Origin of the sequence: Curtobacterium sp. MCPF17_021, assembly GCF_003234605.2 — a bacterium.
GTDB lineage: Bacteria > Actinomycetota > Actinomycetes > Actinomycetales > Microbacteriaceae > Curtobacterium > Curtobacterium flaccumfaciens.
On record NZ_CP126252.1, the window covers coordinates 2,734,906 to 2,759,524 of the forward strand.

The following is a 24,619-nucleotide window of genomic DNA, read 5'->3' on the forward strand; positions in this document are numbered from 1 at the left end:
CGGGGATTCGTGACCGCCTGAAGGTCCGCGTCAGCGCAGGACGGCTGCGGCGGCGCGGGTCACCCTCGCGCCGCGCGACTCCTCGGCTGCTGCGCGGGCCCGGGTGACGACGACGGCGTCGGCGCGCTCGGCCGATCCGTGGTCGAACGGCGGTTGCGGGTCGTACTCGATCTGCAACTGGATCGCCTCAGCAGCGGGCTGTCCAGCGAGCTCGGCCGCGAGCCACAGCGCCATGTCGATGCCCGCGCTCACCCCGGCCGCGGTGACGACGGCGCCGTCCCTTGCGATCCGAGCGTCCACCGGCTGCGCGCCGAAGGCCTCGAGCATCGGCTTCGAGGCCCAGTGGGTGGTCGCGCGTCTGCCGGCGAGCAGCCCCGCGGCGCCGAGCACGAAGGCACCGGTGCACACCGAGGTGATCCACGTCGCGTGCTCGGCCTGGCGCCGCACGAAGGCCACGACGTCCGGGTCGAGCATCGCGTCGAAGGCACCGTCACCACCGGGCACCACGAGCACGTCCGCGGGTCCTGCATCCCTGATCGTCACGGTGGGGACGAGCGCAAAGCCGCAGTCGCTCGGCACCGGGTCGAGCGTCGCCGCGACGTACTCGACGCGTGCGCCGGGCACGCGGCTGAGGACCTGCGCCGGACCGGTCAGGTCGAGCTGGGTCAGGTGCGGGAACAGCAGGAACGCGATCCGGATGTCGTCGGCCATGTCGTGACCATAGTCCCGGCGTTCACGTTCTCGTGCCTGCTCGTGTGCGTGGGCGGGGCTCAGCTTGGCTGGGCTTGCCCGTCAGCTCCAGACGCCGGAGGTCCCGCGCCGGTGGCTGCCCATCAGGTGGGTGTCGACGATGCCGAGCGCTTCCATCAGGGCGTACATCGTGGTCGGACCGACGAAGGCGAAGCCGCGCTTCCGCAGCGCCTTCGACAGGGCGAGGGACTCGTCCGACTTCGTCGGGACCTCGGCGGACGACCGCGGCTCGGGCGTGGTCGCCGGCCGGAACGACCACACGAAGTCGGCGAGCCCGCCGTCCTGCCGCAGGGCGATCGTGGCGTTCGCGTTGGTGATCGTCGCGAGGATCTTCGCGCGGTTCCGGACGATCCCGGCGTCGGCCATGAGCCGTGCGACGTCGTCCTCGACGAAGGCTGCGACGGTGTCGGCGTCGAAGTCCGCGAAGGCGGCCCGGAACGCCGGTCGTTTGGCGAGGATCGTGCGCCACGACAGACCGGACTGGAACGCCTCGAGCGAGAGCCGCTCGAACACCCCGCGTTCGTCGCGGACGGGCATGCCCCACTCGGTGTCGTAGTACTCGCGGAGGAGCTCGTCCGACGACGCCCAGACCGGCCGGGCGAGGCCGTCGTCGCCGGTGACGAGGTCGGGCACGGGCGGGGCGTCGACGGGCTCGGTGCTCATGCGACCATCCTGGCGGGCGCCGCCGACAGCCGATCACTCACTCGGCGGGCGGGCCGTCCTGCGTCGCCTGCTCGTCCATCCACACGTACTCCCAGCGGTGTCCGTCCGGGTCGGTGAAGCTCCGCTGGTACATGAAGCCGAGGTCCATCTCCGGGCGGTCTTCGGTGCCGCCGGCGGCCACCGCGGCGTCGACGATGCGGTGGACGTCCTCCTTCGACGGGGCGCTGAGCGAGTTGATGACCTCGATCGTGTCGGCGTCGGCGATCGTCTTGTCCGTGAACTCGGCGAACTTCGCCGTCGTCAGGATCATGACGGAGATCGTGTCGGACACCACCACGCACGCCGCGGTGTCGTCGCTGAACGCCGGGTTGATCGAGTACCCGAGCGCCTCGTAGAACGCCTTCGAGCGCTCGAGGTCCGTGACGGGCAGGTTGATGAAGACCATCGTGTCCATGGCGGTTCCTTTCGTCACGCTCAACCTGGACCCACCCGGTCCAGCGCGCAACCGTTTCGTGGGGGAACCAACCGGTACACAATATGCTGGTCGGATGCGGGCGTACGCGGACGAGTCAGAACCCGGTGGTGGACGGGACCACACCGCGTACGTCCTCGCTGCGGTGATCATGCGGATCAACGGCGAGGACGAAGCCCGCGAGGCGGTTCGACGGGCGACCCCTCGGCGGATGCGGAAGCTGCACTGGTACGAGGCACTCGGAGAACAGCGACTCTCATGGCTCGCCCTCCTGCGGCATGCCGTCGCCATCGTCGTCGTCCGTTACGCCGGTCATCCGGCCCGGACGGAACGCCGTCGCAGGCGGTGCCTGGAGCGCCTTGCTTGGGAGCTCGATCAGCGAGGAGTCAGTCGCGTGGTCTTCGAGTCGCGCGGGCCGTCACGCGACGCGAGTGATGCTTCGATGATGGAGTCACTCCGCGGTCGGGGCCTCGGCGCAGAGTTGCAGTACGAACACGTCCGAGGCGGTGTGGAGCCGCTGTTGTCACTCGCCGACATCGCCTGCGGGATGCACGTGCACGGCGCCGAGAGCGAGCACGTGCGATTGGAGGTCGTGCGGGCCGAGTGACGGTCCGGACAGCGCAAAACCCCGGTCCCGCGCTGGCTGCAGGATGCTCCGGGGCTCACTTTCGACCGAGCAGCACCCGATCGACATATCAATGCTACCCGCTACGCTCGGCCCCGGTCAAGGCGCCGGCCGCCGCGGCCGGAAACGACGAAGCCGCTGTCGTCCGACAGCGACTTCGTCGTTCCGCGTCTGGCCGGGGACGCCCGACCAAAGCAGCCTCAGGCCAGCTCGCGCCCCTCGCCCGCGGCACGCTGGTGCGACTCGGACTCGGCCTGGCCGATGATGTCCTCGGCGGGCACCGGGTTCAGGCGGTCCCAGAGGAAGAACAGGCCGCCGCCGACGAGCAGCGAGATCCCGACCCACAGGTTGATGTGGATCCCGCCGGTCTTCTCGGGGTCGGTGTTCCAGTGCACGATCCCGACGATGGTCGTGATCACGCCGTAGAGCACGAACAGGCCGCCGAGGATGCGGCGCAGGTCGAGTCGGCGGGTGGAGCGGACGAGGGCTGCCTTCTGCTCCTCGGTCATCGCGCCGGGGGTGGTGGTGTCACTCATGAGAAGTGGTCTCCTTCGCGGATCAGAGGAACGGGAGGTACAGGACGACGCACAGCACGAGCGCGACGGTGCCGAGCAGGGCGGGCGAGCGGTACCAGGCGGTGTCCGTCGCGACCGAGTCGCCGTGCAGGTCGATCTTGCCCACGCCGTAGACGAGTCCACCGAGCTCCTTCTCGTCCTTCGGCTTGGTGAGCATCGAGACGACGAAGCCGACGACCAGCACGGTGACGAACGAGATGATCGCGCCGTACAGGGTCTCCGCGGTCGCGGTGGCGAACAGGTCCGGGTTGACCAGGTAGGCGATCCAGGTGATCGTCGGGGTCACGATGCCGAGGACGTACCCCCAGAGCGCACCCTGCGTCGTCATGCGCTTCCACAGCAGGCCGAGGATGAACACGGCGAACAGCGGTGCGTTGAAGAACGAGAACAGCGTCTGCATGTACGTCATGATGTTCGACGCCTGGGCCGCGATGAACGCGGTCGCGATGCCGACCACGACGCCGACGACGGTGACCCAGCGGCCGGTCTTCAGGTAGTGCAGGTCGGGCATGTTCGGGCGGATGTAGCGCTGCCAGATGTCGTAGGTGAAGACGGTGTTGAACGACGAGACGTTCGCCGCCATGCCAGCCATGAAGGACGCCAGCAGACCGGTCACCGCGATGCCGAGCACACCGGTCGGCAGGTACATCTGGATGAGCTTCGGGATCGCGTCGTTGTAGGTCAGCGTGCCGTCGGCGAACTGGTTGCCGACGACGGCCGCGGCGATGAGGCCCGGGATCACGACGATGGCCGGGATGAAGAGCTTCGGGATCGCGGCGATGAGCGGGGTGCGGCGGGCCGCGGACATGTTCTTCGCCGAGAACGCGCGCTGCACCTCGGTGAAGTTCGTGGTCCAGTAGCCGAAGCCGAGCACGAAGCCCAGGCCGAGCACGATGGCGAGCCAGTTGGCGCCGATCGGGTTGGTGACGTCACCGAAGCCGGTGCCGGCCCAGGCCTGCAGGTGCTGCACGCCCTGGGTCTCGGTGATGGCCTTCGACAGGCCGTCCCAGCCGCCGACGCGGTGCAGGCCGACGATCGTCAGCGGGATGAGCCCGGCGATGATCACGAAGAACTGCATGACCTCGTTGTAGATCGCGCTCGAGAGCCCGCCGAGGGTGATGTAGACGAGCACGAAGCCGGCGGAGACGATGATCGCCAGCCACTCCGGCCAGCCGAGCATGGCCTCGATCACGATGGCCATCGCGTAGAGGTTGATGCCGGCGATGAGCACGTTCGACACCGCGAAGGCGATCGCGTTCACCAGGTGCGGCGCCTTGCCGAAGCGGCGCAGCATGAACTCCGGCACGGAGCGGACCTTCGAGCCGTAGTAGAACGGCATCATCACGAGGCCGAGGAACACCATCGCGGGCACGGCGCCGACGAGGTAGTAGTGCAGGGTGGCCATGCCGATCTGGGCACCGTTGGCCGCCATGCCGAGGATCTCGGTGGCGCCGAGGTTCGCGGACACGAACGCCAGGCCCGTGATCCACGCCGGCATCGAGCGGCCGGACAGGAAGAAGTCCATGCTCGTCCGGACCTGCTTGCGGGCGGTGAACCCGATCCCGATGACGACCGCGAAGTACACGATGATCATCAGGTAGTCGACCCAGCCCAAGTCGAGCCGGATCCCTTCGTTCGCTGCAGCGAGAACCATTCACATCTCCACGTCAGTGTGTTGCAGTCGACAACTCTGCCGACCCGGACGGAGACGTTACACCGATTTGTGACCGTTCACATAGCCAGCGCATGCATCACCCGAGCCGCGCAGCGCTCCCCCGGTTCGCTACGCTCGCCCCATGACCGACGCGTCGCGCATCCTCGTCCTCAACGGCCCGAACCTCGACATCCTCGGGCGCCGCGACCCGGAGCAGTACGGCACCGTGACGCTCGCCGAGATCGAGGCGATCGTGCACACAGAGGCGGCCGTGCACGGGCTCGAGGCCGACTTCCGCCAGACGAACCGCGAGGGCGAGCTGGTCGAGTGGCTGCACGAGGCCCTCGACGACTTCGCCGCGGTCGTCATCAACCCCGCCGCCTACGCGCACACCTCGGTCGCGCTGCACGACGCGGTGGAGGCCCTGTGGGTCCCCGTCGTCGAGGTGCACCTGTCGAACACGTGGAAGCGCGAGACGTTCCGCCACGTCGACCACGTCGCCACCGCCGCGACCGCGGTCATCGCCGGCGCGGGCGCCGACGGCTACCGCCTGGCGGTCGCGCACGTCGCGTCCCTGCTCGGCTGAGCACCAGGCGGACGGGAGGCCCGTGGCGGATCCGCCACGGGCCTCCCGTCCGTGCTGCGTCAGCGGGTGGGCGTGAAGTGCACGGCCCGCAGCCACTGGTCGAGCGTCCAGGTGTCCGGAGCGATGCGGCGGACCTGGTCGAGGTCGGCCTGGTAGGCGGGCGTCTCGGCGAACCACCGGAACATGGCCTGCATGTCGTCCTGCCCGTCCATGACGGCCAGGGGCAGCGCCTCGTAGCGGGCGGGCACACCGGTGTGCTCGGCGAAGGCTGCGGCGATCTCGCTGCCGGTCCGGGCATCGCCGGCGATCTCGATCGTGGCCGGGACGGCGTCCGGATCGAGCAGGGCCGTAGCGGCAACGGCCCCGACGTCACGCGCGGCGATCATCTGGAGCACGACGTCGTCGGGGAACGGCAGGCGGAGGACCAGGGTGCCGTCCTCGGCCGTCGGCGCGAACCAGTGGAAGTTGTCCATGAAGAACACCGGACGCACGATCGTGACGTCCAGCCCCAGGGCGGCCAGGTGTTCCTCGACTCGGTACTTCGAGTCGAAGTGCGGCACGTGCGAGTCGCGCTCCGCACCGCCGACCGAGCTGAAGACGACGCGGGGCACGCGTGCCGCCGCAGCGGCGTCGGCCAGCGCGATGCCCTGAGCGGTCTCCCCTGCGGTGTCGGCGTCCTGCAAGCCCCCGGGTGGGGTGGTCATGAACCAGAAGGCGTCGACGCCCTCGAGCGCAGCGGCGAGCGAGGCGGCATCCGCGACGTCGACACGGGCGAGCTCGACCCCGCGTTCGGCGAGCGCGGCGGCCTTCTCCGAACCGGTGTCACGGATGAGTGCGCGCACGGTGGCGCCGCGTGCCAGCAGCGCGTCGGTGACAGCACCGCCCTGGCTCCCGGTGGCGGCGAAGACGGCGATGGTGGGGGTGGATCGTGTCGTCATGGTTGACTCCTTCGTGTTCGATCGACGGGTTGAACATAAGCCGACTAATGATTATTCCGGAAGGACTCGGATGGACTCCCCAGGCAGCCCCGAGCGCGCTGCGGTCCCGATCAGCTCGCTGATCCCCGCGGTGGCCAAGGCACACCGGAAGCTCGCCGGCTCGTTGTTGCAGGCCGTCGGTCTCGCCGCCGGCCAGGAGTTCGTGCTGATGGAGCTGTGGGAGGAGTCCCCGCTGTCACAGGCCGACCTGACGCGTCGGTTGTCCGTGGAGCCGCCGACCACGGCGAAGGCGCTCGCGCGGCTCGAGAAGCTCGGACTCGTTCGCCGTGAACGCTCGACGACGGACCGTCGGGTCGTCCTCGTGTCACTCACCGCCGCCGGCCGCGCGCTCGAGGAGCCCGTCGCCGCCGTCTGGGACTCCCTCGAAGCGCAGACGACAGCTGGACTGACAGCGACCGAGCAGGACGTGCTCCGGAGCCTGCTGACCCGACTCGGCGACACCCTGGCCGCCGTGCCCTCCCCCGATCGCAGCTAGGCCACGTCCGCCCGCTGCGTCGCCGGCATCTCGGCCAGCAGCTCCCGGACGCGGGGCACCACCGTGCCGCCGTAGAGCTCCACGGAGCGCAGGCGGGCACGCATCGACTGGGCTCCCGAGGTGTAGATCATGTCGAACCGACCGACACCCATCGCGTGCACCGTCCGTGCGATCTTCCGGGCCACGGTCTCGGCGGAGCCGATGTACATCGAGCCGGACCGCACCTCGTGGTCGAACTCGGCCCGCGTCACCGGCGGCCACCCGCGCAGCGCGCCGATCCGGTCGCGGACGACCTGGTAGTGCGGGTACCACGCCTCGAGCGCTTCCTCGTCGGTGTCGGCCACGAACCCGGGTGAGTGCATGCCGACGGGGTGCGCGGTCGTCCCGAACTCCTCCGTGGCACGGCGGTACAGGTCCAGGAACGGCAGGAAGCGCTCCGGCTGCCCGCCGATGACGGCGAGCATCAGGGGGAACCCGTACCGGGCGGTGCGCACCACGGACTGCGGTGACCCGCCGACGCCGACCCAGGTCCGGAGCCCGTGCTCGGTCTTCGGGAACACGTCTGCGTCGACGAGCGGCGCGCGGGTCGTGCCCGACCAGGTGACGGGTGTCTCGCGCAGCAACCGGGCGAACAGCTCGATCTTCTCCTCGAACAGCACCTCGTAGTCGGCCATGTCGTAGCCGAAGAGCGGGAAGGACTCGGTGAAGGACCCGCGGCCGAGGATCACCTCGGCCCGTCCGTTCGACAGCGCGTCAACCGTCGCGAAGCGCTGGAACACCCGGACCGGGTCGTCAGAGCTCAGGACCGTGACGCCCGAGCTGAGACGGATTCGCTCGGTCGCCGTCGCCAGGCCGGCCAGGACGGTCTCGGGCGAGGAGACCGAGTACTCCGGCCGGTGGTGCTCGCCCACCGCGAAGACGTCGACGCCGAGCTGGTCCGCCAGGACCGCCTCGTCGACGAGCTGCCGGATCGACCGCGCGTGCCCTACCTGGACGCCGTCGTCGTCGGTGGGGACGTCCCCGAACGTGTCGAGGCCGAAGGTGATGTCGGACATGATGGCCCTCTTTTCATTGACACGTCAATCAGGTAATTGACGTGTCAATCATCTGCGGATAGGGTCGGCTTGTCAACGAGGGAGGCACCCGTGCAGGGAACCGACGAGCCGCGATCCGGACGGCGATCACCGAACGCGACCGAGCTGGCGACGTGGCGCGCCTACGTCGAGGCGTCGGAGCGCGTCCGGCGCACACTGTCGACGGCGTTCCTGGACACCTCGGGGATCTCACCGGGGGACTACTCGGTGATGCTCGCCCTGAGCGAGGCCGAGGACCGCACCCTGCGGTCATCCGACCTGGCAACGGGGATCGGGTGGGAACGCAGCCGCCTGTCGCACCACCTCAAACGCATGGAGGAACGCGGCCTCGTGCTCCGGGGACGGGTCGGAGGTGACGCTCGCGGCGCCGCCGTCACCCTCACCGACGCCGGTGCGAGCGTCTTCCGCAGCTCGTCCGCCGCGCACCTCCGGCTGGTCCGCCAGGTGTTCGTCGACGCGTTCACCCCCGACCAGCTCGAGACCATGCGGGCACTCACGGCCACCCTGCACCACCACCTCGACCAGCGGGACGCGGACGCCGAGCGCCCCGACGACCACGACTGAACCACCGCGCACCACGCGCACCACACTCACCAACAGGAAGACACCCCATGCTCATCGCACTCTGGATCATCTCCGGCCTCCTCGCCCTCGCGTTCCTCGGCGCCGGCGTCCTGAAGCTCGTCCGACCCCGATCGGCGCTGATCGACGGCGGGATGCCCTGGGCCGCGGACTTCTCCCCCGTCGCGATCAAGCTGATCGCGGCCCTCGAGGTCGTCGGCGCCCTGGGCCTCGTCCTGCCGCTGCTCACCTCGACCGCGCAGGTCCTCGCCCCGATCGCCGCAGTCGGGCTCGCCGTCCTGATGATCGGGGCGGTCGTCGTGCACGCCCGGCGCCACGAACCCGTCGTGCCGCCGCTGGTGCTCGCTGTCCTCTCCGTCGCCGCGGCCGTGCTCGGCTTCGCGACGGTCGCCGGATGACGGCCGCGCCGCGGACGGACTCGCCACCGGCACACGACGGCGACGACGCAGGCCGCCCCGACGACCTGGACGGCACCGCCGTGCAGGAGCACGCGATGGAGGTCGCGGCCGGTCTACCAGCGGCGACCCACGAGCACCCCTTCGGCCCCGACTGGGAGGTCTTCAAGGTGGTCGGCAAGGTGTTCCTGCTGGTCACCGAGGTCCCCGGCGAGCCGATCGTGGTCCTCAAGGCCGAGCCGGAACACTCCGAGGCCCTGCGACAGGAGCGGGAAACCGTCACGCCCGGCTACCACATGAACAAGGAGCACTGGATCACGCTCCACGGCGGGGCCGGCGTCACCGAGGCGTTCGTCGGCGACCTCGTCCGCAACTCGTACGAGCTCGTCGTCGAGACCCTGCCGCTGGCGCGACGACCCGTGCGCAACGGACGACGTCACCAGCCGGACTGAGCGGACCGCGGGTCAGAAGTCCGCGGGACGGGGCACGTCGGCGACCCCAGCGGTCGCGAAGCCCCCGCGGATGAGCGGCACGGCCCGGCGCACGGCCTGGTCGATGCGGAGCTCGAGGTCGACGCTCGCGATGTCGTAGCCACCCTCGCGCTTGGTGAAGTCCCGCTCGTTCCCGAACACCCCGAGCGGCAGTGTCGTGGACTGGAAGAACCCGAACAACGGGCGCATCTGGTGCTCGACGAGCAGGGCGTGCCGGTCGCTGCCACCGGTGGCGGTCAGGAGCACCGGGGTGTCGACGAGGTCGTACTGCCCGACCCAGTCGAAGAAGAGCTTGAAGGCGCCGGAGTAGGCCGCGCGGAAGGCCGGGCTGCCCACGACGAGCACGTCCGCGGCCTCCACCGTCTCGAGGGCCCGGCGGGTGCGGTCGGACATCGTCTCGCGACCCGACGCCGCTCCGAGGTCGGCGAGCAGCGGGCCGATCTCGATCGTCTCGGTCCGGGCACCGTCGATCTCCTCGGCCAACCGGGCCACCGTCGCCGCGACCAGGGTCGAGGTCCGCGAGGGGTCCGATGGGCTGCCACTGACGCCGACGACCAGTTCTCCGCTCATGCGGTCGATGCTCACACGCTGCCGGGGCGGGCGGCACGTTCGTGACGACATGTGTCGGGTGCCAGTCCGTCGGGGTAGCGTCCGCGCCATGCAGACCTTCCTGCCGTACGCCGACTTCCGGGCATCCGCCGAGGTCCTCGACGACCGGCGGCTCGGCAAGCAGCGGGTCGAGACCCTGCAGGTGATGCGCGCACTGACGCTCCCCGACTACGGCTGGCAGCACCACCCGGTGACGGCGATGTGGCGTGGGTACCGTCCTGCGTTGATGGCCTACCAGGAGGCCACGTGCCGCGTCTGGGCCGAGCGCGGGTACGCGGACACGTGTCTCGAGAAGACCCTGCTCGACCTGGGCCGCGTGCCGGAGGACCTGGCGGCGTACGAGCGCGGCGACGTGCCGGTCCCGCCGTGGAACGACGACGAGGCCCTGCACGTCTCGCACCGGTCGAAGCTCGTGCAGAAGGCGCCGGAGCACTACCGGGAGCTGTTCCCCGACGTGCCGGACGACCTGGACTACGTCTGGCCGGGGACCCCCGAGACGGCGACGCACACCGCCTGACCGTCAGGCGACCGCAGGGCCGTCAGGCGACCGCAGGGCCGTCAGGCGACCGGGATCCAGCGACCGCCCTCGCGCCGGGTGACGACGTCGGAGCGGATCTCGACCACGTCCCGCAGCCCGTCGACGGCGGCGTCGCGGACGGCCGCCGCGGCACGGTCGTCCTCGGCCTCGAAGCGCACGACGGCACACGGGACACCACGGAGCAGCCGGACGCCCTCGGCCTCGACCACGGCGTGTTCGCGCACGAGGGCGGCCGCGGCGGGCAAGACGGCGTCCGGGGCGGTGCCGGGCGCGAGGGCGCCGATCGCCAGGGTCGCACGGTACGAGGGCATGCGACGACGCTACCGGGGAACCGGATCCCGCCGTGGGCTGCAGGGGAACCGACGCCGCTCAGGGGTGCGGACGTCGACCCACGGCGGGATCGCGGTGTACGGCGGGACACGACGACAGGGGGAACGTCGCGCCCCGCGCCGGACGTCGATCAGGGGGTCGACATCCGGTCTGGGTCCACCGCGCGGCTCGGTTCAGGGGAACCGCACGGTGGTGGACCTCAAGGGTGTTCGGTGTCCTCTCGGTACCGGTCCGTCTCGGTCGGTGCGGGCATCGACCGGTGGGCGGCGGCTGGCCGGACCATCGGGAGCAGGGCACTCCCGGCGGTCGCGAGCGCTCCGACCACGGCGATGACCCCGAGCGGGGCCGTGCCGAGGTCGTGCTGCGCTGCCAGGGCGAGCGCGACGAGGGTGGCCGGTGCCGGCAGGAGCTGCACCGCTCGGAAGCGGTCGTCCCGTCGTGTCCGGGTCATCATCGCGTTTGCCATGACGACACTCTGACGCAGATCGGTTGTCCGCAGAAGGGGGGACACGTACCCAGAGATGGAGTAGAACGTCTAGTACACCTCAGCCGAGGGCGCGGACGGTCGCCACGGCGTCGGCCACGGCCCCGACGACGACCGGGACGTCGTCGGCGGTCAGGGCCGCGTCGAACGTCAGGCGGAGCGCGGTGCGGGCCACGTCCTCCGGGATCCCGAGCGCCGTGAGCACGTGGGAGGCCTCGGTGCTGCCCGCAGCGCAGGCGCTGCCCGACGACGACACCACGTCGCGCTGCTCGAGCTCGAGCAGGACGGTCTCGCCGTTGACGCCCGGGAAGCAGAACGACGCGTGCCCGGGCAGCCGGTGCTCCCGCGACCCGGTGACGAACGCGCCGGGGACCGCGGCGAGCACGCCGTCGAGCACCGCGTCGCGCACGGTGGTCGCGGTGCCCTCCCCCGACCGCACGGTCTCCGCCGCCAGCCCGAGGGCGGTCGCCACCGCCACGGCTCCGGCCACGTCCTCGGTACCGGACCGCCGCCCCCGTTCCTGTCCCCCGCCGTGCAGCAGCGGCTCGAGCGGGACGCCGGCGCGCACCGCGAGCACGCCGGTGCCCTTCGGGGCGCCGAGCTTGTGCCCGGACAACGACAGCGCGTCGACGCCCAGGGCCCCGAGACCGATCGGCAGCCAGGGCGCGGACTGCACGGCGTCGGTGTGGAACCGCGCCCCGACCTCGTGCGCCACCGCCGCGAGCGCGGGGACGTCCTGCACGGTGCCGATCTCGTTGTCGGCGTGCGCGATCGAGACGAGCGTGGTGTCCGGGCGGAGGGCCGCGCGCAGCACCGCCGGGTCCACGCGGCCGTCCGGGCCGACGGGCAGCACGGTGACGTCGAAGTCGTGGAAGCGGGCGAGGTACGCGCAGCTCTCCAACACCGCCTCGTGCTCGATGGCGCTCGTGACGACGTGCCGACCGCGGGGTGCGGCGAGGGCGATCCCCTTGATCGCGGTGTTCGCCCCCTCGGTGCCGCCGGTGGTGAAGACGACCTCGGCGGGCCGGCACCCGAGCACCCCGGCGACGGCGGTCCGTGCAGCGGTGAGTCCCCGCGCGGCCTCGTCTCCGACCCCGTGCGTCGACGAGGGGTTGCCGAACACCCCCGTCAGGTAGGGCCACATCGCCTCGAGCACCTCGCGGCGGACCGGGGTGGTGGCGGCGCGGTCCAGGTAGAACACGACTAGTCCCGCACGGGCACCGCGACGTGCTCCGTCGGCACCGCGACGTGCTCGGGCACCGCGACGTCGATGTCGAGTCCGAGGTCGAGCGCCCGCGCCGAGTGGGTCAGCGCCCCGACCGAGATGACGTCGACGCCGGTCGCCGCGATCGCCGCGACGGTGTCGAGCGACACGCCTCCCGAGGCCTCGACGAGCGCGCGTCCGGCGACGATGCCGACCCCGGTCACGAGTTCGTCCGGGGTGAAGTTGTCGAGCATGATCGTGTCGACCCCCGCAGCGACGACGGGTTCGATCTGATCGATGCGGTCCACCTCGACCTCGACGTGCACGGTGTGCCCGAGCCGCTGGCGGGCCTGGGCGATCGCGTCGCCGATGCCGATGCCGCCGGCCAGGAGCACCGCCAGGTGGTTGTCCTTGGCGAGCACGGCGTCGGAGAGCGAGGTGCGGTGGTTGTGTCCGCCGCCGCACCGGACGGCGTACCGCTCGAGTGCTCGGAGGCCGGGCGTCGTCTTCCGGGTGTCGACGATCCGCGCCGAGGTGCCCGCGGCGGCAGCGACGTGCGCCGCGGTGGTCGTCGCGATGCCCGACATCCGCTGCACCAGGTTGAGGGCGACCCGCTCGGCCCGCAGCACGGCACGCGCCGACCCGGTCATGGTCGCGAGGACGTCGCCCGCGACGAAACGCGTCCCGTCGGCGACGTGCACGACGGCGTGGATCGACGGGTCGACGGCGTGCATCACGGCGACGAACACCGCGCCGCCACTCAGCACGCCGGGCTCGCGCGCGCCGAGGGTCGCGGTCGCGGTCGCCTCGGCGGGGATGAGGGTCTCGCTGGTGACGTCGCCCCACGGTGCGTCCTCCTCGAGCGCGGTCTCGATCACGCGACGGAGCGCGTGCGGCGGGATGGTGCCGGGGTCGGTGGTCATGCGGGTACCTCCTGCGGGACGACTGCGGAGCCGTCGGTGCGTTCGTCCGTGTGCTCGTCGGGGTGTGCGTCGGTGTGGTCGGCGACCCAGGCGTACGAGGCCGGGGCGGTGGGGTCGGTGTCGGGGTGGTCGGTGCGGGCGTGCGCCCCGCGGGACTCGGTGCGGGCCTCGGCGGCGAGCGCGACGAGTCGCGCCAGGTCGAGCAGCGCACGGTCCTCGTGCTCGCGCACGCCCCCGCCGGTCGGCGCGGTCAGCGCGTCGAGCTCGCGGCGTGCGCTGGCCAGCCCGACGGCGTCACGGAGCAGCCCGACGCGGTCCGTCATGACGGACTGGACCGCCTGCCGGACGGCACCCAGGTCGTCGAGGTGGGTCGTGCCTCCAGGCAGGGTCGGACGGGAGGAACGGATCGCGTCGGCCGCTCGAGGCACGCTGGTGACGTGGAGACCCGCGTCCCCGCGCAGGCGGAGCAAGCCGGGTCGCGGTGCGGCGACCGCGTCCGCTGCGCGGACCGCGAAGACGAGTCCCTCGAGCAGGGAGTTCGAGGCGAGCCGGTTGGCGCCGTGGACCCCGGTGCAGGCGGCTTCACCGACGGCGAGGAGTCCGGGCAGGCTGGTGCGGCCCTCGGCGTCGGTGGCGATGCCGCCCATCGAGTAGTGCGCGGCCGGTGCGACCGGGACGCCCTCGCGGGTCCAGTCGAAGCCGGCGGCGCGGGTGGCCCGGGTGAGTCCGGGGAACCGCGTGACCAGGAACCCGGCGTCGAGGCCGGTGGCGTCGAGGAGCACGGGCGCGCCGCCCTGGTCGCGCACCGCGGCGGCGATCCCCCGCGCGACGACGTCACGCGGGGCGAGCTCGGCGTCCGGGTGCACGTCGGTCATGAAGCGGTGCCCGGCGGCGTCGCGGAGGACGGCGCCCTCACCGCGGACGGCTTCGGACACCAGGCCGCCACCGGGGACGGCGAGCCGTGTCGGGTGGAACTGGACGAACTCCAGGTCGGCGAGGACGGCGCCGGCGCGCCAGGCGGCGGCGACCCCGTCACCGGTCGCGACCAGGGGGTTCGTCGTCTCGCGGTACAGGTGTCCGGCTCCCCCGGACGCGATGACGACGGCGTCCGCGTCGAGGCGGCGGGGTTCCTCGAGCAGGTCGAGGACGTCGACGCCGACGACCACCCCGCCGCGGACAACGAGGTCGGTCAGGCTCGTGCGCTCGAGGATCGTGACGTGCCGTCGGTGCAGTGCCGCGATGAGGGTGCGTTCGATCGCGGCCCCGGTCGCGTCACCGTCGGCGTGCACGACGCGCCACCGGCCGTGCGCGGCTTCTCGCCCGCGGGCGAGGTCGTCGCCGTACCGGTCGAGGGTCGCCGGGTCCGACGACCGGTCGAAGGGCACCCCGAGGGCGAGCAGGTCGCGGACGCGGGCCGGCCCGTCGGTGCACAGGACCTCGACGGCCCGGGCGTCGGCGCTGCCCGCCGCGGCGACGTGGGTGTCGGCCTGGTGCAGCGCCGCGGAGTCGTCGGCGCCGAGCGCCACCGCGATGCCGCCCTGGGCGTACGCGGTGGCACTGTCGGCGAGCGCCCCCTTCGTCACCAGGGTGACGTCGTGCAGGGCACTGGCGCGGATCGCTGCGGTCAGCCCGGCGATGCCGGAGCCGACGATGACGACGTGCACGGTGGTCTCCCTCGTTCGGTCGGGTCCGCGTCTCAGCCGCGCGGCTTGGCGGCGAGCATGCGCTCGAGCGCGACCTTGGCGTCGGCCTGCACGTCGGCGGGGACGACGATCTCGTTGAGGACCTCGCCGCGGACGAGTGCCTCGAGCACCCAGGCGAGGTAGCCCGGGTGGATCCGGTACATCGTCGAGCAGGGACAGACGACCGGGTCGAGGCAGAAGATCGTGTGCTGCGGGTACTCGGCGGCGAGCCGGTTCACCATGTTGATCTCGGTGCCGATCGCGAACGTCGTCGGCTCGGTGGCCGCGGCGACGGTCTTCCGGATCAGGTCGGTGCTGCCGGCGTGGTCCGCGGCGTCGACGACGGCCATCGGGCACTCCGGGTGCACGATGACCTGCACGCCCGGGTGCTCGCGGCGGGCCTGGTCGATCTGGTCGACGGTGAAGCGGCGGTGCACCGAGCAGAAGCCGTGCCAGAGGATGACCTTCGCCTCGAGCAGGTCCGCGGCCGTGTTGCCCCCACCCGGCAGGCGCGGGTTCCACATCGGCATCAGGTCGGTGCTGATGCCCATCGCCTTCGCGGTGTTGCGGCCGAGGTGCTGGTCGGGGAAGAACAGGACGCGCTGCCCACGCTCGAAGGCCCACTCGAGCACGGTCGCGGCGTTCGACGAGGTGCACACGATGCCGCCGTTGCGACCGCAGAAGGCCTTGAGGTCGGCGGCGGAGTTCATGTAGGTGACCGGGATCACGGGGACGCGGCCGTCGGCGTCGGGCTCGGTGCCGTACACCGCGGTCAGCTCCGCCCACGCGGCCTCGACGCTGTCGATGTCGGCCATGTCGGCCATCGAGCAGCCGGCGGCCAGGTTCGGCAGGATCACGCGCTGGTCGTCGCGCGCCAGGATGTCGGCCGTCTCGGCCATGAAGTGCACGCCGCAGAACACGATCGCCTCGGCGTCGGGTTTCGTCAGGGCGGCGTTCGCGAGCTGGAACGAGTCGCCGAGGAAGTCCGCGTGCCGGACGACCTCGTCGCGCTGGTAGAAGTGCCCGAGGACGACGACCCGGTCGCCGAGGGTGGCCTTCGCCCGCTCGATGCGCTCGTGGAGCTCGTCGGTCGGGGTCGTCTTGTACTCGTCGGGCAGGACGCCCTGGCGCGGGGCGCTCGTCGGGATGACGTCGGACATCGACGACCCCGGGCCGTACCCGGGGCGGGAGTCGAAGTCCCACGTCGGCATGGCGAGATCGGGCGTGCAGGTGCTGCCGCCGGCCTTGCCGTTGGAGATGAGTTCGATCGTCGTGGCGATGGACACGGGGCTTCCTATCGGTTCCGCTGCTGGTGCTGATCGGCCCCGGTCTGCAGCGGGCCGTTGTCCGCGTAGGCCAGGTCGGGGTTCGAGCGGTACAGCCGGGCCGGACGGTGCCGACCCCCGCTCGTGGTCTCGTCGGTCGGCAGGACCGCGTCGGTCTTCTCGACCTGCCGACGGAAGTTCGCGGGGTCGAGTGCACGGCCGAGCACCGCCTCGTACACGCCGCGGAGTTCGGCGAGGGTGAAGCGGTCACCGAGGAACGCCTGCGCGATCCGCGAGTAGGACATCTTGTTGCGCAGCCGCCACAGGGCGTACTCGACGATGCGGTCGTGGTCGAAGGCGAGGGGCGGGTGCTCGTCGGCCAGGAACCACCGGACGTTCCAGTCGTCGGGCACGACGTTCGCCTCGTCCGGGTGCACGAGTGCCCAGTACACGATCGACACCACGCGGCTCGGGGATCGTCCGACGTCCCCGAACGCGTAGAGCTGCTCGAGGTACCGCGGCTGGACGTTCGTCGTCTCGCGCAGTCGGGCGGCCGCGGAGTCCTCGAGCCCCTCGTCGTCGCCGACCCAGCCGCCGGGGAGCGCCCATGAACCCTCGAACGGTTCGGCGACGCGACGGACGAGCGGCATCCACAGCGCCGGGGCCCCGGTGTCGGGGTGCGGGCGCAGTGCGACGATCACGGTGGAGACCGCGACGCGGATGCCTGCTTCGTCCATGGTGGAGATAGTGTCAATCTGACTAGAAGTGTTCGGGTTGGGATGACACTATCACTGCCGACGCGGTGCGCTCGTCACGAGCCGGAAACAGATCGTCACGGGGCCGAAAACTCCCGAGGGGCCGCCGCGGTTAGCGTGGAGGACATGACGACGGTGACGAGGGTGCATGCCGTGGTGTCGGGGACGGTCCAGGGGGTCGGCTTCCGGTACTGGACCGCTCGGAAGGCGGACGGGCTCGACCTCGTCGGCTACGCGAGGAACCTCTGGGACGGCACGGTGGAGGTCGAGGCGGAGGGACCCTCGGTCGCCGTCGACTCGTTGGTCGAGTGCCTGCGCACCGGGCCACCGTCGGCGACCGTGACCGACGTCAGCCTGCGGTCGGTGGTACCGCACGGCGACACCGACGGGTTCGCGATCCTGCACTGAGCCGACGTGCGTGGGAGCTGCGCCGGCGACCGGCCGGCTCGGCACCGATCGTTCACCTGCGGATGTCGGAGCGAAGCGGAATAATCGCATCCACTCAGGGAGTTGGCCTGTCTGCGCGTCCTGCGCCACACCCGTTCCACCCGTCGTGACCCACCAGGAGCACCCGCATGACCCAGGCCGTCGATTCCGCCCCCCGCACGGGAAGCGTCTCGCAGCCGTCCGCTGCCGAGACCCGACTCGTGATCGGGCTGCTGCTCGTCTCCGCGTTCGTCGTCATCCTCAACGAGACCATCATGGGCGTGGCCCTGCCCCGGCTCATGGACGACCTGGACATCAGCGCCGCGACCGGCCAGTGGCTGACCACCGGCTTCCTGCTCACCATGGCGGTCGTCATCCCGATCACCGGGTTCCTGCTGCAGCGCTTCAACACCCGACCGGTGTTCGTCTGGGCGATGGGCCTGTTCTCGGTCGGCACGCTGATCGCCTTGCTCGCGCCGGGCTTCACCGTCCTGCTCGTCGGCCGCATCGTGCAGGCCAGCGGCACCGCGATCATGATGCCGCTGCTCATGACGACGGTCCTGACCCTCGTCGACCCCGCGCACCGTGGCCGCATCATGGGGAACATCTCGATCGTCATCTCGGTCGCTCCGGCCATCGGCCCGACGATCTCCGGCCTGATCCTCAACGCGTTCTCGTGGCGCTGGCTGTTCGGCTTCGTGCTGCCCATCGCGATCGCGGCGCTCATCCTCGGCATGGTCAAGGTGCAGAACGTCTCGACGCCGCGCAAGGCGCCGATCGACGTCGTCTCGGTCGTGCTCTCCGCCTTCGCGTTCGGCGGCATCGTCTACGGCCTGTCCAGCATCGGCGAAGCCGGCACGACCGGTCCGCTCGTCCCGGTGACCGCCCTGGTCGTCGGTGCCGTCGCCCTCGCGGTGTTCATCGTCCGGCAGACGCGCCTGCAGCGCACCGACAGCGCCCTGCTCGACCTGCGCACCTTCCGCACCCGTGGCTTCACGGTGCCGATCGTCGCGATGGGCCTGAGCTTCATGGCGATGTTCGGCACGCTCATCCTGCTGCCGATCTACCTGGAGCGCGTCCTCGGCCTCGAGGTCCTGCAGGTCGGCCTGCTGCTGCTCCCCGGTGGGCTGCTGATGGGCCTGCTCTCCCCCATCGTCGGGCGCATCTACGACCGCCGTGGCCCGCGCGTGCTGCTGATCCCCGGATCGATCATCGTCAGCGCCGTGCTCTGGGCGCTCTCCACCGTGGGCGTCGACACCAGCGTGTGGTTCGTCCTCGGTGCGCACGTGGTGCTGAGCATCGGCCTGGCCCTGACCTTCACGCCGCTGTTCACCGCGGCGCTCGGCGGGCTGCCCCCGAAGCTGTACTCGCACGGCAGCGCGGTGCTCGGCACGGCGCAGCAGCTCGCCGGTGCGGCGGGCACGGCCCTGTTCGTCACGCTGCTGACGATCGGTGCGGCCACCGCCGTCGAGGGCTCCGGTGCCCGTGGGGTCCAGGTGGCCACCGCCTCGGGCGTCAGCACCGCCTTCATGGTCGGCGCGATCATCTCGCTGTTCGGCATCCTGGCGTCGGTGTTCGTCCGCCGGCCCGAGGTGCCCGAAGGCGCGCCGACGCCCCCGCCCGTGCACTGACCGACGAGCCTCGCGCACTGACCGACGAGCATGGCCGGACGCCGAACCCGTGACGGGACCGGCGCCCGGCCCGCTCCCGTCGCTGGCCCGCGTGGCAGGGTGGGCGCCATGCGGTCGACGACGAGCGAGCTCAACTGGTCCGGCACGGTCACGTACACGGCCGAACGGGTCGTCCGCCCGTCGTCGATCGGTGAGGCCGCCCAGGTCGTGGCCGACGCCGATCGGGTGCACGGCCTCGGCACCCGGCACTCGTTCAACGACGTCGCCGACACCGCTGGCACCCTGCTCGACCTGACCGGCATCCCCACCGACCTGGTCGTCGACGCCGAGCACCGCACCGTCACGCTCGGGGCCGGCACCCGGTACGGCGACGTCGCGGCCGACATCGACCGTGCCGGGTTCGCCCTGCACAACACGGGGTCCCTGCCGCACATCTCGGTCGGCGGTGCGGTCGCGACGGGCACCCACGGCTCCGGCACGACACTGGGGTCGCTCGCCACCGCGGTGCGCGCGTTCGAGGTGCTCGGTCCGGACGGCTCCGCCCGGACTCTCGACCGGACGGACCCCTCGTACGACGGTGCCGTGCTGCACCTCGGACTGCTCGGCATCGTGACCCGGGTGACCCTCGACGTGGAACCTGCCTACCGGATGCGTCAGGACGTCTACGGCGCGATCCCCTGGGACACCTTCACGGCGAACGTCGCCGAGGTGCACGCCGCCGCGTACTCGGTGTGCGCCTACACCGTGTTCGGCGACGCGATCACCGAGGTCCTGGTGAAGTCGCGCGTGCCCGACGGCGCCGAGGACGTGCCGGTGCCCGAAGCGCTGGCCGGCGCACGCCGCCTGCCCGGCACCCCCGGCGACGACCACCGGACCGCGCGCGACGGCTCGATCGGCCCGTGGTGGGACCGCCTGCCGCACTTCCCGATCGGGTCCGTCCCGAGCCACGGGTCCGAGGTGCAGAGCGAGCACTTCGTCCCGCTCCGGCACGCGGCGGCCGCCCTCGACGCGCTCCGGGGGCTCGCCGACCGGATCCAGCCGCACCTGCACGTCTGCGAACTCCGGACGATGGCCGCGGACGACCTCTGGCTCAGCCCGACCCAGGGCGAGGACGTCCTCTGCATCGCGTTCACCTGGAAGAAGCACCCGACCGAGGTCGCCGCGATCCTGCCCGACCTGGAGTCCCGGCTCGCAGCCTTCGACGGCCGACCACACTGGGGCAAGATGAGCTCCCTCGACCACGCGGCGATCGCCGGGCTGTACCCGCGGCTGGCGGACTTCCGCGACCTCGTCGCCCGGGCCGACCCGGAGCGGACGTTCGCATCCGCGTTCGGCGAGCGCGTGCTCGGGACCTGAGCCGGGCCTCCAGGCCGTGCCCCGCTAGCCGGTGGTGAACGCGAGCGGCGTGATCGTCCGCGTCTCGCCGTCCCAGTGCCGGACGCCGCCGACGTCGAGCGTCTCCGGCAGCGGCACGGCGCGCAGCGCAGCGACGGCGCGCGGCAGGTCCTCGTCACGCACCCGGCGGGCCAGCGTGACGTGCGGCGACCAGTGCCCGGGCACCGACGTCTCGACGCCGCCGGGCGCGACCGTGTGCACCTCGCCGTGGAAGGTCGTGAGCGCCGCGTCGAGGACCACCGCGCGCACGAGGACCGACCGACCGGCACCCGCGGGGAAGAGCAGGAGCCCGCCGAGCCGGATCGCGGTCGGGACCGACGTGCGGAACCCGGCCGGCACGGGCAGCGTGTCCCCGGCGGCCAGGGTGACGTGCGGGGCGTTCGACGGCGACGGGTGCCGACCGAGGCTCGGCAGGTCGGCGTCGATCAGGGCCTGCCAGGCGGACCGCACGGCGGCGTCGGACTCCGGGCCGAGGACGAGTTCGATGCTGCGCACGATCCGAGTCAACCAAGTCGTGTCGGGACGCGTGCTCCGACGCAGGCGGCACGGATCGAGTGCTGCGTAACACGACGGAACGGAACTCGCACCGGGGGTGGACCGCACGTCACACTCGTCTCCACGCCGCGGACCACCGCGGCTCCCCCACACGCACTGCCCACGAGGAGCACCAGCATGTCCGCAGCCCCCGCACTGCCCGAGAAGCCGAAGGGCAAGCGCCCGATCGGCTGGATCGTCGCCGCCGCGATCGTCGTCGTGGCGATCGTCGTCGCCGTCGTCGTCGGCGCCCTCCGCTCCGGGAGCAACGACGCCGGTGCCGCCGGTGACGCCGCCCCGAAGACCGTCACGATCGGTGTCGCGGACAAGTCGCTCGGCTACTGGAGCACGTACACGAAGCTCGCGAAGGACAAGCTCAACGTCACCGTCAAGCTGACGAACTTCTCGGACTACTCGCTGCCGAACCCCGCCCTCAAGGACGGTCAGCTGGACATCAACCAGTTCCAGCACATCCAGTACCTGGCGGACTACAACGTCACCTCGAACGACGACCTGCAGCCGATCGGTTCGACCGCCGTCTACCCGCTGCCGCTCTACGCGACGAAGTACGACAAGCCGTCCGAGCTGCCCGCGAACGCCAAGGTCGCGATCCCGAACGACTCCATCAACCAGGCCCGTGCGCTCCTGATCCTGCAGGCGGCCGACCTCATCACCCTGAAGGACGGCGGCTCGGCGTTCTCCACCGCGGACGACATCGAGACGAAGAAGGTCGACGTCCAGCCCCTCGACGCCTCGCAGACCGCGAACGCGCTGCAGCAGGGCTCCGTCGCCGCCGCCGTCGTGAACAACAACTTCGCCACCGCCGCCGGCCTGCCGATCTCGGACGCGATCTACCAGGACGACCCCTCGAGTGCGAGCGCCGCCCCGTACGTGAACGTCTTCGCCGTCCGCGACGAGGACAAGGGCAACAAGACCTACCTCGACCTGGCGGAGCTGTTCCAGGACGACGCCGTGCAGAAGGCCTTCGCGAAGGACCTGCCCGAGGCCGTCGCCCGCGACGAGAGCGCCTCGAAGCTGCAGGACGAGCTCGCCCAGGTCGAGCAGGACGCGAAGGCGGCCAAGCAGTAGTGCCGGTCCTCGTCGAACTCCGCGGCGTCTCGAAGCACTACCGCCGCGCCGACACCGGCGAGACCGTGGTGGCCGTCGAGGACGTCTCCCTGGACGTGCACCAGGGAGAGGTCCTCGGCGTCATCGGGTACTCCGGTGCCGGCAAGTCCACCCTGGTCCGCCTGGTCAACGCGCTGGAACTGCCGAGTTCCGGCACGGTGACCGTCGCGGGCCGCGAACTGACGGCGATCCCCGAGCGGGACCGCCGTCTGGCGCGTCGCAACATCGGGATGATCTTCCAGCAGTTCAACCTGTTCCGGTCCCGCACGATCGCCGGCAACGTCGCGTACCCGCTCAAGGTCGCAGGCGTGCCGAAGGCCGAGCGGAACCGTCGCGTCGCCGAGCTGCTCGACTTCGTGGGCCTGCTCGAGCGCGCCCACGCCTACCCGGAGCAGCTGTCCGGCGGGCAGAAGCAGCGCGTCGGCATCGCCCGCGCCCTCGCCGCGTCGCCCGACCTGCTGCTCGCCGACGAGGCGACCAGCGCCCTCGACCCGGAGACCACCTCCGAGGTGCTCGCGCTGCTCCGCCGCGTCAACCGGGAGCTCGGCGTCACCATCATCGTGATCACGCACGAGATGGACGCGGTCCGGCAGATCGCCGACCGGGTCGCCGTGATGGAGCAGGGGCGGGTCGTCGAGGTCGGGGACGTCTACGACGTGTTCTCGACGCCGAAGACCGGTGCCGCGCAGCGCTTCGTCCGCACCGCGCTGCACGACCGGCCCTCCCCCGAGACGCTCCGGCGCCTGCGGGACCGCCACCCGGGTCGGCTCGTCACGGTGCAGATCACCGACGAGGCCGGGCTGCAGAACCGCATCGACGCCGCGTTCCGCGCCGCCGGGGTCACCGCCGAACTCGTCTACGGCGGGGTCGGCGAGATCCGGGAGCGTCGGATCGGGTCGCTCACCTACGAACTGAGCGCGCCCGGCGCCGAGCCCGACGCCATCGATCGCGCGATCGCCGCACTCCGCGCCGACGGCGTCACGACCGACGAGGAGGCCGCCGCGTGAACAACAACTCGTTCCAGAGCGTGATCGACACGTTCGACGTCTTCCTCGCCGCGATCCGCGACACCATCGTGATGTCGCTGATCTCGCTGGTCATCGCCGGGGTCATCGGCCTCGCGCTCGGCCTGCTGCTCTACGCGACCCGGCCGGGCAACGTCCTCGGCAACCGCACCGCGTACACGGTGCTCAACGTGTTCGTGAACCTGATCCGCCCGATCCCGTTCGTGATCTTCCTCGCCGCGATCGCGCCGCTGTCGCGGGTCGTCGTGCAGACCACGATCGGTGTCCCCGCGGTCACCTTCGCGATCTCGTTGGCCGCGGCCTTCGCGGTGTCCCGGATCGTCGAGCAGAACCTGCTGTCGGTCGACCCAGGCGTCGTCGAGGCTGCTCGGGCCTCGGGTGCGCACCCGGTCTCGATCCTGCTGACCGTGCTCATCCCCGAGGGTCTCGGCCCCCTGATCCTCGGCTACACGTTCATCTACATCGGCATCGTCGACATGACGGCGCAGGGTGCGCTGATCGGTGGCGGCGGACTCGGCGAGTACGCGATCACCTACGGCTCGCAGCGCTACGACTGGTGGGTGGTCTACGTCTCGGTGGCGGCGATCGTCGTCATCGTGCAGCTCGGCCAGTTCATCGGCAACCGCTTGGCGCGGGCGACGCTGCGTCGCTGACGCTTGCTCGCGGGCTCTGAGGGCAACCGCCTGGAGGCCCGGTGCCGGTCCACGAGACCGGCACCGGGCCTCCGGTGCGTCGCCGCCCGGACGGACGCGCCCAGCGTCGTGCGCCGAGCGGTCACGACTCCCCGCTCATCTCCGCCGAGGTCGCACGAACCGTCGCCCGGCGCCCCCGCAACCGACAGTTCGGGACCACTCGGGGCCGCGCACACGGCACGTCGTGCGACCTCGACACGGGCTGCCGAGCGGTCACGACTCCCCGCTCACCTCCGCCGAAGTCGCACGAACCGTCGCCCGACGCCCCCGCAACCGACAGTTCCTGACCACTCGGCGGCACACACGCGGCATGTCGTGCAACCTCGCCACGCGCCCGCCGACGCTCCCGACGGCCCACCGCCGAGCGGTCACGACTCCCCGCTCACCTCTGCCGAGGTCGCACGAACCGTCGCCCGGCGCCCCCGCAACCGACAGTTCCCGACCACTCGGCGCCGCGCACACGGCATGTCGTGCGACCTCGGCACGCGCCGCCGACGCGCCCGACGGCCCACCGCCGAGCGGTCGGAACTCCCCGCTCACCTCCGCCGAGGTCGCACGAAGTGTCGGCTGGCGTCTCCGCAACCGACAGTGCCCGACCACTCGGCGATGCGCACGCGGCATGTCGTGCGACCTGGGCG

The 24,619-nt window shown here is 71.4% G+C and carries 29 protein-coding genes; 13 read left to right on the top strand and 16 right to left on the bottom strand.

The features are described from left to right. Positions 1 to 30 precede the first annotated feature (30 nt). From DEJ29_RS12825 to DEJ29_RS12835, 3 genes are all read right to left on the bottom strand, one after another. Entirely contained in the window at positions 31 to 711 is a 681-nt protein-coding gene (locus DEJ29_RS12825; protein WP_111095273.1) for a DJ-1/PfpI family protein, read from the bottom strand. A gap of 81 nt (positions 712 to 792) precedes the next feature. Continuing rightward, positions 793 to 1,413 (bottom strand): DNA-3-methyladenine glycosylase I, encoded by a 621-nt coding sequence (locus DEJ29_RS12830; RefSeq protein WP_111095272.1) that lies wholly within the window; start codon positions 1,411 to 1,413, stop codon positions 793 to 795. Between the two features lie 37 nt (positions 1,414 to 1,450). Further along, complete coding sequence (locus tag DEJ29_RS12835) at positions 1,451 to 1,867, bottom strand: VOC family protein (RefSeq protein WP_110863434.1); 417 nt, start codon at positions 1,865 to 1,867, stop codon at positions 1,451 to 1,453. Between DEJ29_RS12835 and DEJ29_RS12840 the strand changes: the two genes are divergently transcribed. Further along, positions 1,848 to 2,492 (top strand): hypothetical protein, encoded by a 645-nt coding sequence (locus DEJ29_RS12840; RefSeq protein ID WP_284173650.1) that lies wholly within the window; start codon positions 1,848 to 1,850, stop codon positions 2,490 to 2,492. The genes DEJ29_RS12835 and DEJ29_RS12840 overlap by 20 nt on opposite strands. Before the next feature lie 218 nt (positions 2,493 to 2,710). Here DEJ29_RS12840 and DEJ29_RS12845 read toward each other — a convergent pair whose 3' ends face one another. Together DEJ29_RS12845 and DEJ29_RS12850 are read right to left on the bottom strand one after the other, a co-directional pair. Further along, positions 2,711 to 3,046, bottom strand: coding sequence for a hypothetical protein (locus DEJ29_RS12845; protein ID WP_111029350.1), 336 nt, complete (start codon positions 3,044 to 3,046; stop codon positions 2,711 to 2,713). 22 nt (positions 3,047 to 3,068) lie between these two features. After that, positions 3,069 to 4,739 carry a sodium:solute symporter family protein gene (locus DEJ29_RS12850; protein WP_071405106.1) on the bottom strand — a complete coding sequence of 557 codons (1,671 nt, stop codon included), beginning with the start codon at positions 4,737 to 4,739 and terminating at the stop codon, positions 3,069 to 3,071. Positions 4,740 to 4,881: 142 nt separating this feature from the next. On the opposite strand from DEJ29_RS12850, the gene aroQ reads away from it, so the two are divergent. Continuing rightward, positions 4,882 to 5,325: a type II 3-dehydroquinate dehydratase gene (gene aroQ, locus DEJ29_RS12855; protein ID WP_111095270.1), complete on the top strand. Its 444-nt coding sequence runs from the start codon at positions 4,882 to 4,884 to the stop codon at positions 5,323 to 5,325. 59 nt (positions 5,326 to 5,384) lie between these two features. On the opposite strand, the gene DEJ29_RS12860 is transcribed toward aroQ, so the two are convergent. Continuing rightward, the gene (locus DEJ29_RS12860) at positions 5,385 to 6,263 is read right to left on the bottom strand and encodes an NmrA/HSCARG family protein (protein WP_111095269.1); all 879 of its coding nucleotides are present in this window, start codon (positions 6,261 to 6,263) and stop codon (positions 5,385 to 5,387) included. Between the two features lie 70 nt (positions 6,264 to 6,333). Between DEJ29_RS12860 and DEJ29_RS12865 the strand changes: the two genes are divergently transcribed. Beyond that, positions 6,334 to 6,798 carry a MarR family winged helix-turn-helix transcriptional regulator gene (locus DEJ29_RS12865; protein WP_181438214.1) on the top strand — a complete coding sequence of 155 codons (465 nt, stop codon included), beginning with the start codon at positions 6,334 to 6,336 and terminating at the stop codon, positions 6,796 to 6,798. On the opposite strand, the gene DEJ29_RS12870 is transcribed toward DEJ29_RS12865, so the two are convergent. Beyond that, positions 6,795 to 7,853 (bottom strand): LLM class flavin-dependent oxidoreductase, encoded by a 1,059-nt coding sequence (locus DEJ29_RS12870; protein WP_111095268.1) that lies wholly within the window; start codon positions 7,851 to 7,853, stop codon positions 6,795 to 6,797. The two genes, DEJ29_RS12865 and DEJ29_RS12870, sit on opposite strands and share 4 nt — an antisense overlap. A 90-nt stretch (positions 7,854 to 7,943) precedes the next feature. On the opposite strand from DEJ29_RS12870, the gene DEJ29_RS12875 reads away from it, so the two are divergent. The 3 genes from DEJ29_RS12875 to DEJ29_RS12885 are packed head-to-tail and all read left to right on the top strand — an operon-like array spanning position 7,944 to position 9,321. Continuing rightward, positions 7,944 to 8,456 (top strand): MarR family winged helix-turn-helix transcriptional regulator, encoded by a 513-nt coding sequence (locus DEJ29_RS12875; RefSeq protein ID WP_111095267.1) that lies wholly within the window; start codon positions 7,944 to 7,946, stop codon positions 8,454 to 8,456. 47 nt (positions 8,457 to 8,503) lie between these two features. After that, positions 8,504 to 8,872, top strand: coding sequence for a DoxX family protein (locus DEJ29_RS12880; RefSeq protein WP_111095266.1), 369 nt, complete (start codon positions 8,504 to 8,506; stop codon positions 8,870 to 8,872). Then, a complete protein-coding gene (locus DEJ29_RS12885) occupies positions 8,869 to 9,321 on the top strand; it encodes an MmcQ/YjbR family DNA-binding protein (RefSeq protein ID WP_349775184.1) in 453 nt (150 codons plus the stop codon). Before DEJ29_RS12880 ends, DEJ29_RS12885 begins: the two co-directional genes overlap by 4 nt. Before the next feature lie 12 nt (positions 9,322 to 9,333). On the opposite strand, the gene DEJ29_RS12890 is transcribed toward DEJ29_RS12885, so the two are convergent. Beyond that, a complete protein-coding gene (locus DEJ29_RS12890; protein WP_110862516.1) occupies positions 9,334 to 9,930 on the bottom strand; it encodes an NAD(P)H-dependent oxidoreductase in 597 nt (198 codons plus the stop codon). A gap of 88 nt (positions 9,931 to 10,018) precedes the next feature. Between DEJ29_RS12890 and DEJ29_RS12895 the strand changes: the two genes are divergently transcribed. Next, positions 10,019 to 10,486: an MSMEG_6728 family protein gene (locus DEJ29_RS12895; RefSeq protein WP_111095265.1), complete on the top strand. Its 468-nt coding sequence runs from the start codon at positions 10,019 to 10,021 to the stop codon at positions 10,484 to 10,486. 41 nt (positions 10,487 to 10,527) lie between these two features. On the opposite strand, the gene DEJ29_RS12900 is transcribed toward DEJ29_RS12895, so the two are convergent. The 7 genes from DEJ29_RS12900 to DEJ29_RS12930 form a co-directional block, all read right to left on the bottom strand. Next, entirely contained in the window at positions 10,528 to 10,818 is a 291-nt protein-coding gene (locus tag DEJ29_RS12900) for a hypothetical protein (protein WP_111095264.1), read from the bottom strand. A gap of 218 nt (positions 10,819 to 11,036) precedes the next feature. After that, positions 11,037 to 11,303: a hypothetical protein gene (locus DEJ29_RS12905; protein ID WP_146239634.1), complete on the bottom strand. Its 267-nt coding sequence runs from the start codon at positions 11,301 to 11,303 to the stop codon at positions 11,037 to 11,039. Positions 11,304 to 11,382: 79 nt separating this feature from the next. After that, positions 11,383 to 12,522 carry a cysteine desulfurase family protein gene (locus DEJ29_RS12910; protein ID WP_111095263.1) on the bottom strand — a complete coding sequence of 380 codons (1,140 nt, stop codon included), beginning with the start codon at positions 12,520 to 12,522 and terminating at the stop codon, positions 11,383 to 11,385. A gap of 2 nt (positions 12,523 to 12,524) precedes the next feature. Beyond that, complete coding sequence (nadC, locus tag DEJ29_RS12915; protein WP_111095262.1) at positions 12,525 to 13,448, bottom strand: carboxylating nicotinate-nucleotide diphosphorylase; 924 nt, start codon at positions 13,446 to 13,448, stop codon at positions 12,525 to 12,527. Next, a complete protein-coding gene (nadB, locus tag DEJ29_RS12920) occupies positions 13,445 to 15,112 on the bottom strand; it encodes an L-aspartate oxidase (protein ID WP_111095261.1) in 1,668 nt (555 codons plus the stop codon). The genes nadC and nadB overlap by 4 nt, the downstream gene beginning before the upstream one ends. A gap of 32 nt (positions 15,113 to 15,144) precedes the next feature. Next, complete coding sequence (gene nadA / locus DEJ29_RS12925; protein WP_111092699.1) at positions 15,145 to 16,416, bottom strand: quinolinate synthase NadA; 1,272 nt, start codon at positions 16,414 to 16,416, stop codon at positions 15,145 to 15,147. An 8-nt stretch (positions 16,417 to 16,424) separates the two neighbouring features. Beyond that, the gene (locus DEJ29_RS12930; protein WP_035808830.1) at positions 16,425 to 17,132 is read right to left on the bottom strand and encodes an NUDIX hydrolase; all 708 of its coding nucleotides are present in this window, start codon (positions 17,130 to 17,132) and stop codon (positions 16,425 to 16,427) included. A gap of 144 nt (positions 17,133 to 17,276) precedes the next feature. Here DEJ29_RS12930 and DEJ29_RS12935 point away from each other — a divergent pair, with 144 nt between their 5' ends. The 3 genes from DEJ29_RS12935 to DEJ29_RS12945 all read left to right on the top strand — a co-directional run bounded on the left by DEJ29_RS12935 (position 17,277) and on the right by DEJ29_RS12945 (position 20,563). Further along, a complete protein-coding gene (locus DEJ29_RS12935) occupies positions 17,277 to 17,558 on the top strand; it encodes an acylphosphatase (RefSeq protein WP_111095290.1) in 282 nt (93 codons plus the stop codon). Positions 17,559 to 17,725: 167 nt separating this feature from the next. Then, positions 17,726 to 19,207, top strand: coding sequence for an MDR family MFS transporter (locus DEJ29_RS12940; protein ID WP_111095260.1), 1,482 nt, complete (start codon positions 17,726 to 17,728; stop codon positions 19,205 to 19,207). Positions 19,208 to 19,315: 108 nt separating this feature from the next. Further along, positions 19,316 to 20,563, top strand: coding sequence for a D-arabinono-1,4-lactone oxidase (locus DEJ29_RS12945; protein ID WP_111095259.1), 1,248 nt, complete (start codon positions 19,316 to 19,318; stop codon positions 20,561 to 20,563). A 24-nt stretch (positions 20,564 to 20,587) separates the two neighbouring features. On the opposite strand, the gene DEJ29_RS12950 is transcribed toward DEJ29_RS12945, so the two are convergent. Next, positions 20,588 to 21,097: a 2'-5' RNA ligase family protein gene (locus tag DEJ29_RS12950; protein WP_110863446.1), complete on the bottom strand. Its 510-nt coding sequence runs from the start codon at positions 21,095 to 21,097 to the stop codon at positions 20,588 to 20,590. Between the two features lie 177 nt (positions 21,098 to 21,274). Between DEJ29_RS12950 and DEJ29_RS12955 the strand changes: the two genes are divergently transcribed. Genes DEJ29_RS12955 through DEJ29_RS12965 form a run of 3 tightly spaced genes read left to right on the top strand, consistent with a single transcriptional unit; the run spans position 21,275 to position 23,942 of the window. Then, entirely contained in the window at positions 21,275 to 22,225 is a 951-nt protein-coding gene (locus tag DEJ29_RS12955) for a MetQ/NlpA family ABC transporter substrate-binding protein (protein ID WP_110863447.1), read from the top strand. Further along, positions 22,225 to 23,271, top strand: a complete 1,047-nt coding sequence (locus DEJ29_RS12960; RefSeq protein ID WP_110863448.1) for a methionine ABC transporter ATP-binding protein — start codon at positions 22,225 to 22,227, stop codon at positions 23,269 to 23,271. The genes DEJ29_RS12955 and DEJ29_RS12960 overlap by 1 nt, the downstream gene beginning before the upstream one ends. Further along, positions 23,268 to 23,942, top strand: coding sequence for a methionine ABC transporter permease (locus DEJ29_RS12965; RefSeq protein WP_017888525.1), 675 nt, complete (start codon positions 23,268 to 23,270; stop codon positions 23,940 to 23,942). Before DEJ29_RS12960 ends, DEJ29_RS12965 begins: the two co-directional genes overlap by 4 nt. The last annotated feature ends 677 nt before the right edge of the window (positions 23,943 to 24,619 follow it).

Coding starts and splice junctions, on each gene's coding strand:
- DEJ29_RS12825 (WP_111095273.1), bottom strand. CDS start 711: ATGGCCGACGACATCCGGATCGCGTTCCTGCTGTTCCCGCACCTGACC.
- DEJ29_RS12830 (WP_111095272.1), bottom strand. CDS start 1,413: ATGAGCACCGAGCCCGTCGACGCCCCGCCCGTGCCCGACCTCGTCACC.
- DEJ29_RS12840 (WP_284173650.1), top strand. CDS start 1,848: ATGAAGACCATCGTGTCCATGGCGGTTCCTTTCGTCACGCTCAACCTG.
- DEJ29_RS12835 (WP_110863434.1), bottom strand. CDS start 1,867: ATGGACACGATGGTCTTCATCAACCTGCCCGTCACGGACCTCGAGCGC.
- DEJ29_RS12845 (WP_111029350.1), bottom strand. CDS start 3,046: ATGAGTGACACCACCACCCCCGGCGCGATGACCGAGGAGCAGAAGGCA.
- DEJ29_RS12850 (WP_071405106.1), bottom strand. CDS start 4,739: ATGGTTCTCGCTGCAGCGAACGAAGGGATCCGGCTCGACTTGGGCTGG.
- aroQ (WP_111095270.1), top strand. CDS start 4,882: ATGACCGACGCGTCGCGCATCCTCGTCCTCAACGGCCCGAACCTCGAC.
- DEJ29_RS12860 (WP_111095269.1), bottom strand. CDS start 6,263: ATGACGACACGATCCACCCCCACCATCGCCGTCTTCGCCGCCACCGGG.
- DEJ29_RS12865 (WP_181438214.1), top strand. CDS start 6,334: ATGGACTCCCCAGGCAGCCCCGAGCGCGCTGCGGTCCCGATCAGCTCG.
- DEJ29_RS12870 (WP_111095268.1), bottom strand. CDS start 7,853: ATGTCCGACATCACCTTCGGCCTCGACACGTTCGGGGACGTCCCCACC.
- DEJ29_RS12880 (WP_111095266.1), top strand. CDS start 8,504: ATGCTCATCGCACTCTGGATCATCTCCGGCCTCCTCGCCCTCGCGTTC.
- DEJ29_RS12885 (WP_349775184.1), top strand. CDS start 8,869: ATGACGGCCGCGCCGCGGACGGACTCGCCACCGGCACACGACGGCGAC.
- DEJ29_RS12890 (WP_110862516.1), bottom strand. CDS start 9,930: ATGAGCGGAGAACTGGTCGTCGGCGTCAGTGGCAGCCCATCGGACCCC.
- DEJ29_RS12895 (WP_111095265.1), top strand. CDS start 10,019: ATGCAGACCTTCCTGCCGTACGCCGACTTCCGGGCATCCGCCGAGGTC.
- DEJ29_RS12900 (WP_111095264.1), bottom strand. CDS start 10,818: ATGCCCTCGTACCGTGCGACCCTGGCGATCGGCGCCCTCGCGCCCGGC.
- DEJ29_RS12905 (WP_146239634.1), bottom strand. CDS start 11,303: ATGGCAAACGCGATGATGACCCGGACACGACGGGACGACCGCTTCCGA.
- nadC (WP_111095262.1), bottom strand. CDS start 13,448: ATGACCACCGACCCCGGCACCATCCCGCCGCACGCGCTCCGTCGCGTG.
- DEJ29_RS12930 (WP_035808830.1), bottom strand. CDS start 17,132: ATGGACGAAGCAGGCATCCGCGTCGCGGTCTCCACCGTGATCGTCGCA.
- DEJ29_RS12935 (WP_111095290.1), top strand. CDS start 17,277: ATGACGACGGTGACGAGGGTGCATGCCGTGGTGTCGGGGACGGTCCAG.
- DEJ29_RS12940 (WP_111095260.1), top strand. CDS start 17,726: ATGACCCAGGCCGTCGATTCCGCCCCCCGCACGGGAAGCGTCTCGCAG.
- DEJ29_RS12945 (WP_111095259.1), top strand. CDS start 19,316: ATGCGGTCGACGACGAGCGAGCTCAACTGGTCCGGCACGGTCACGTAC.
- DEJ29_RS12955 (WP_110863447.1), top strand. CDS start 21,275: ATGTCCGCAGCCCCCGCACTGCCCGAGAAGCCGAAGGGCAAGCGCCCG.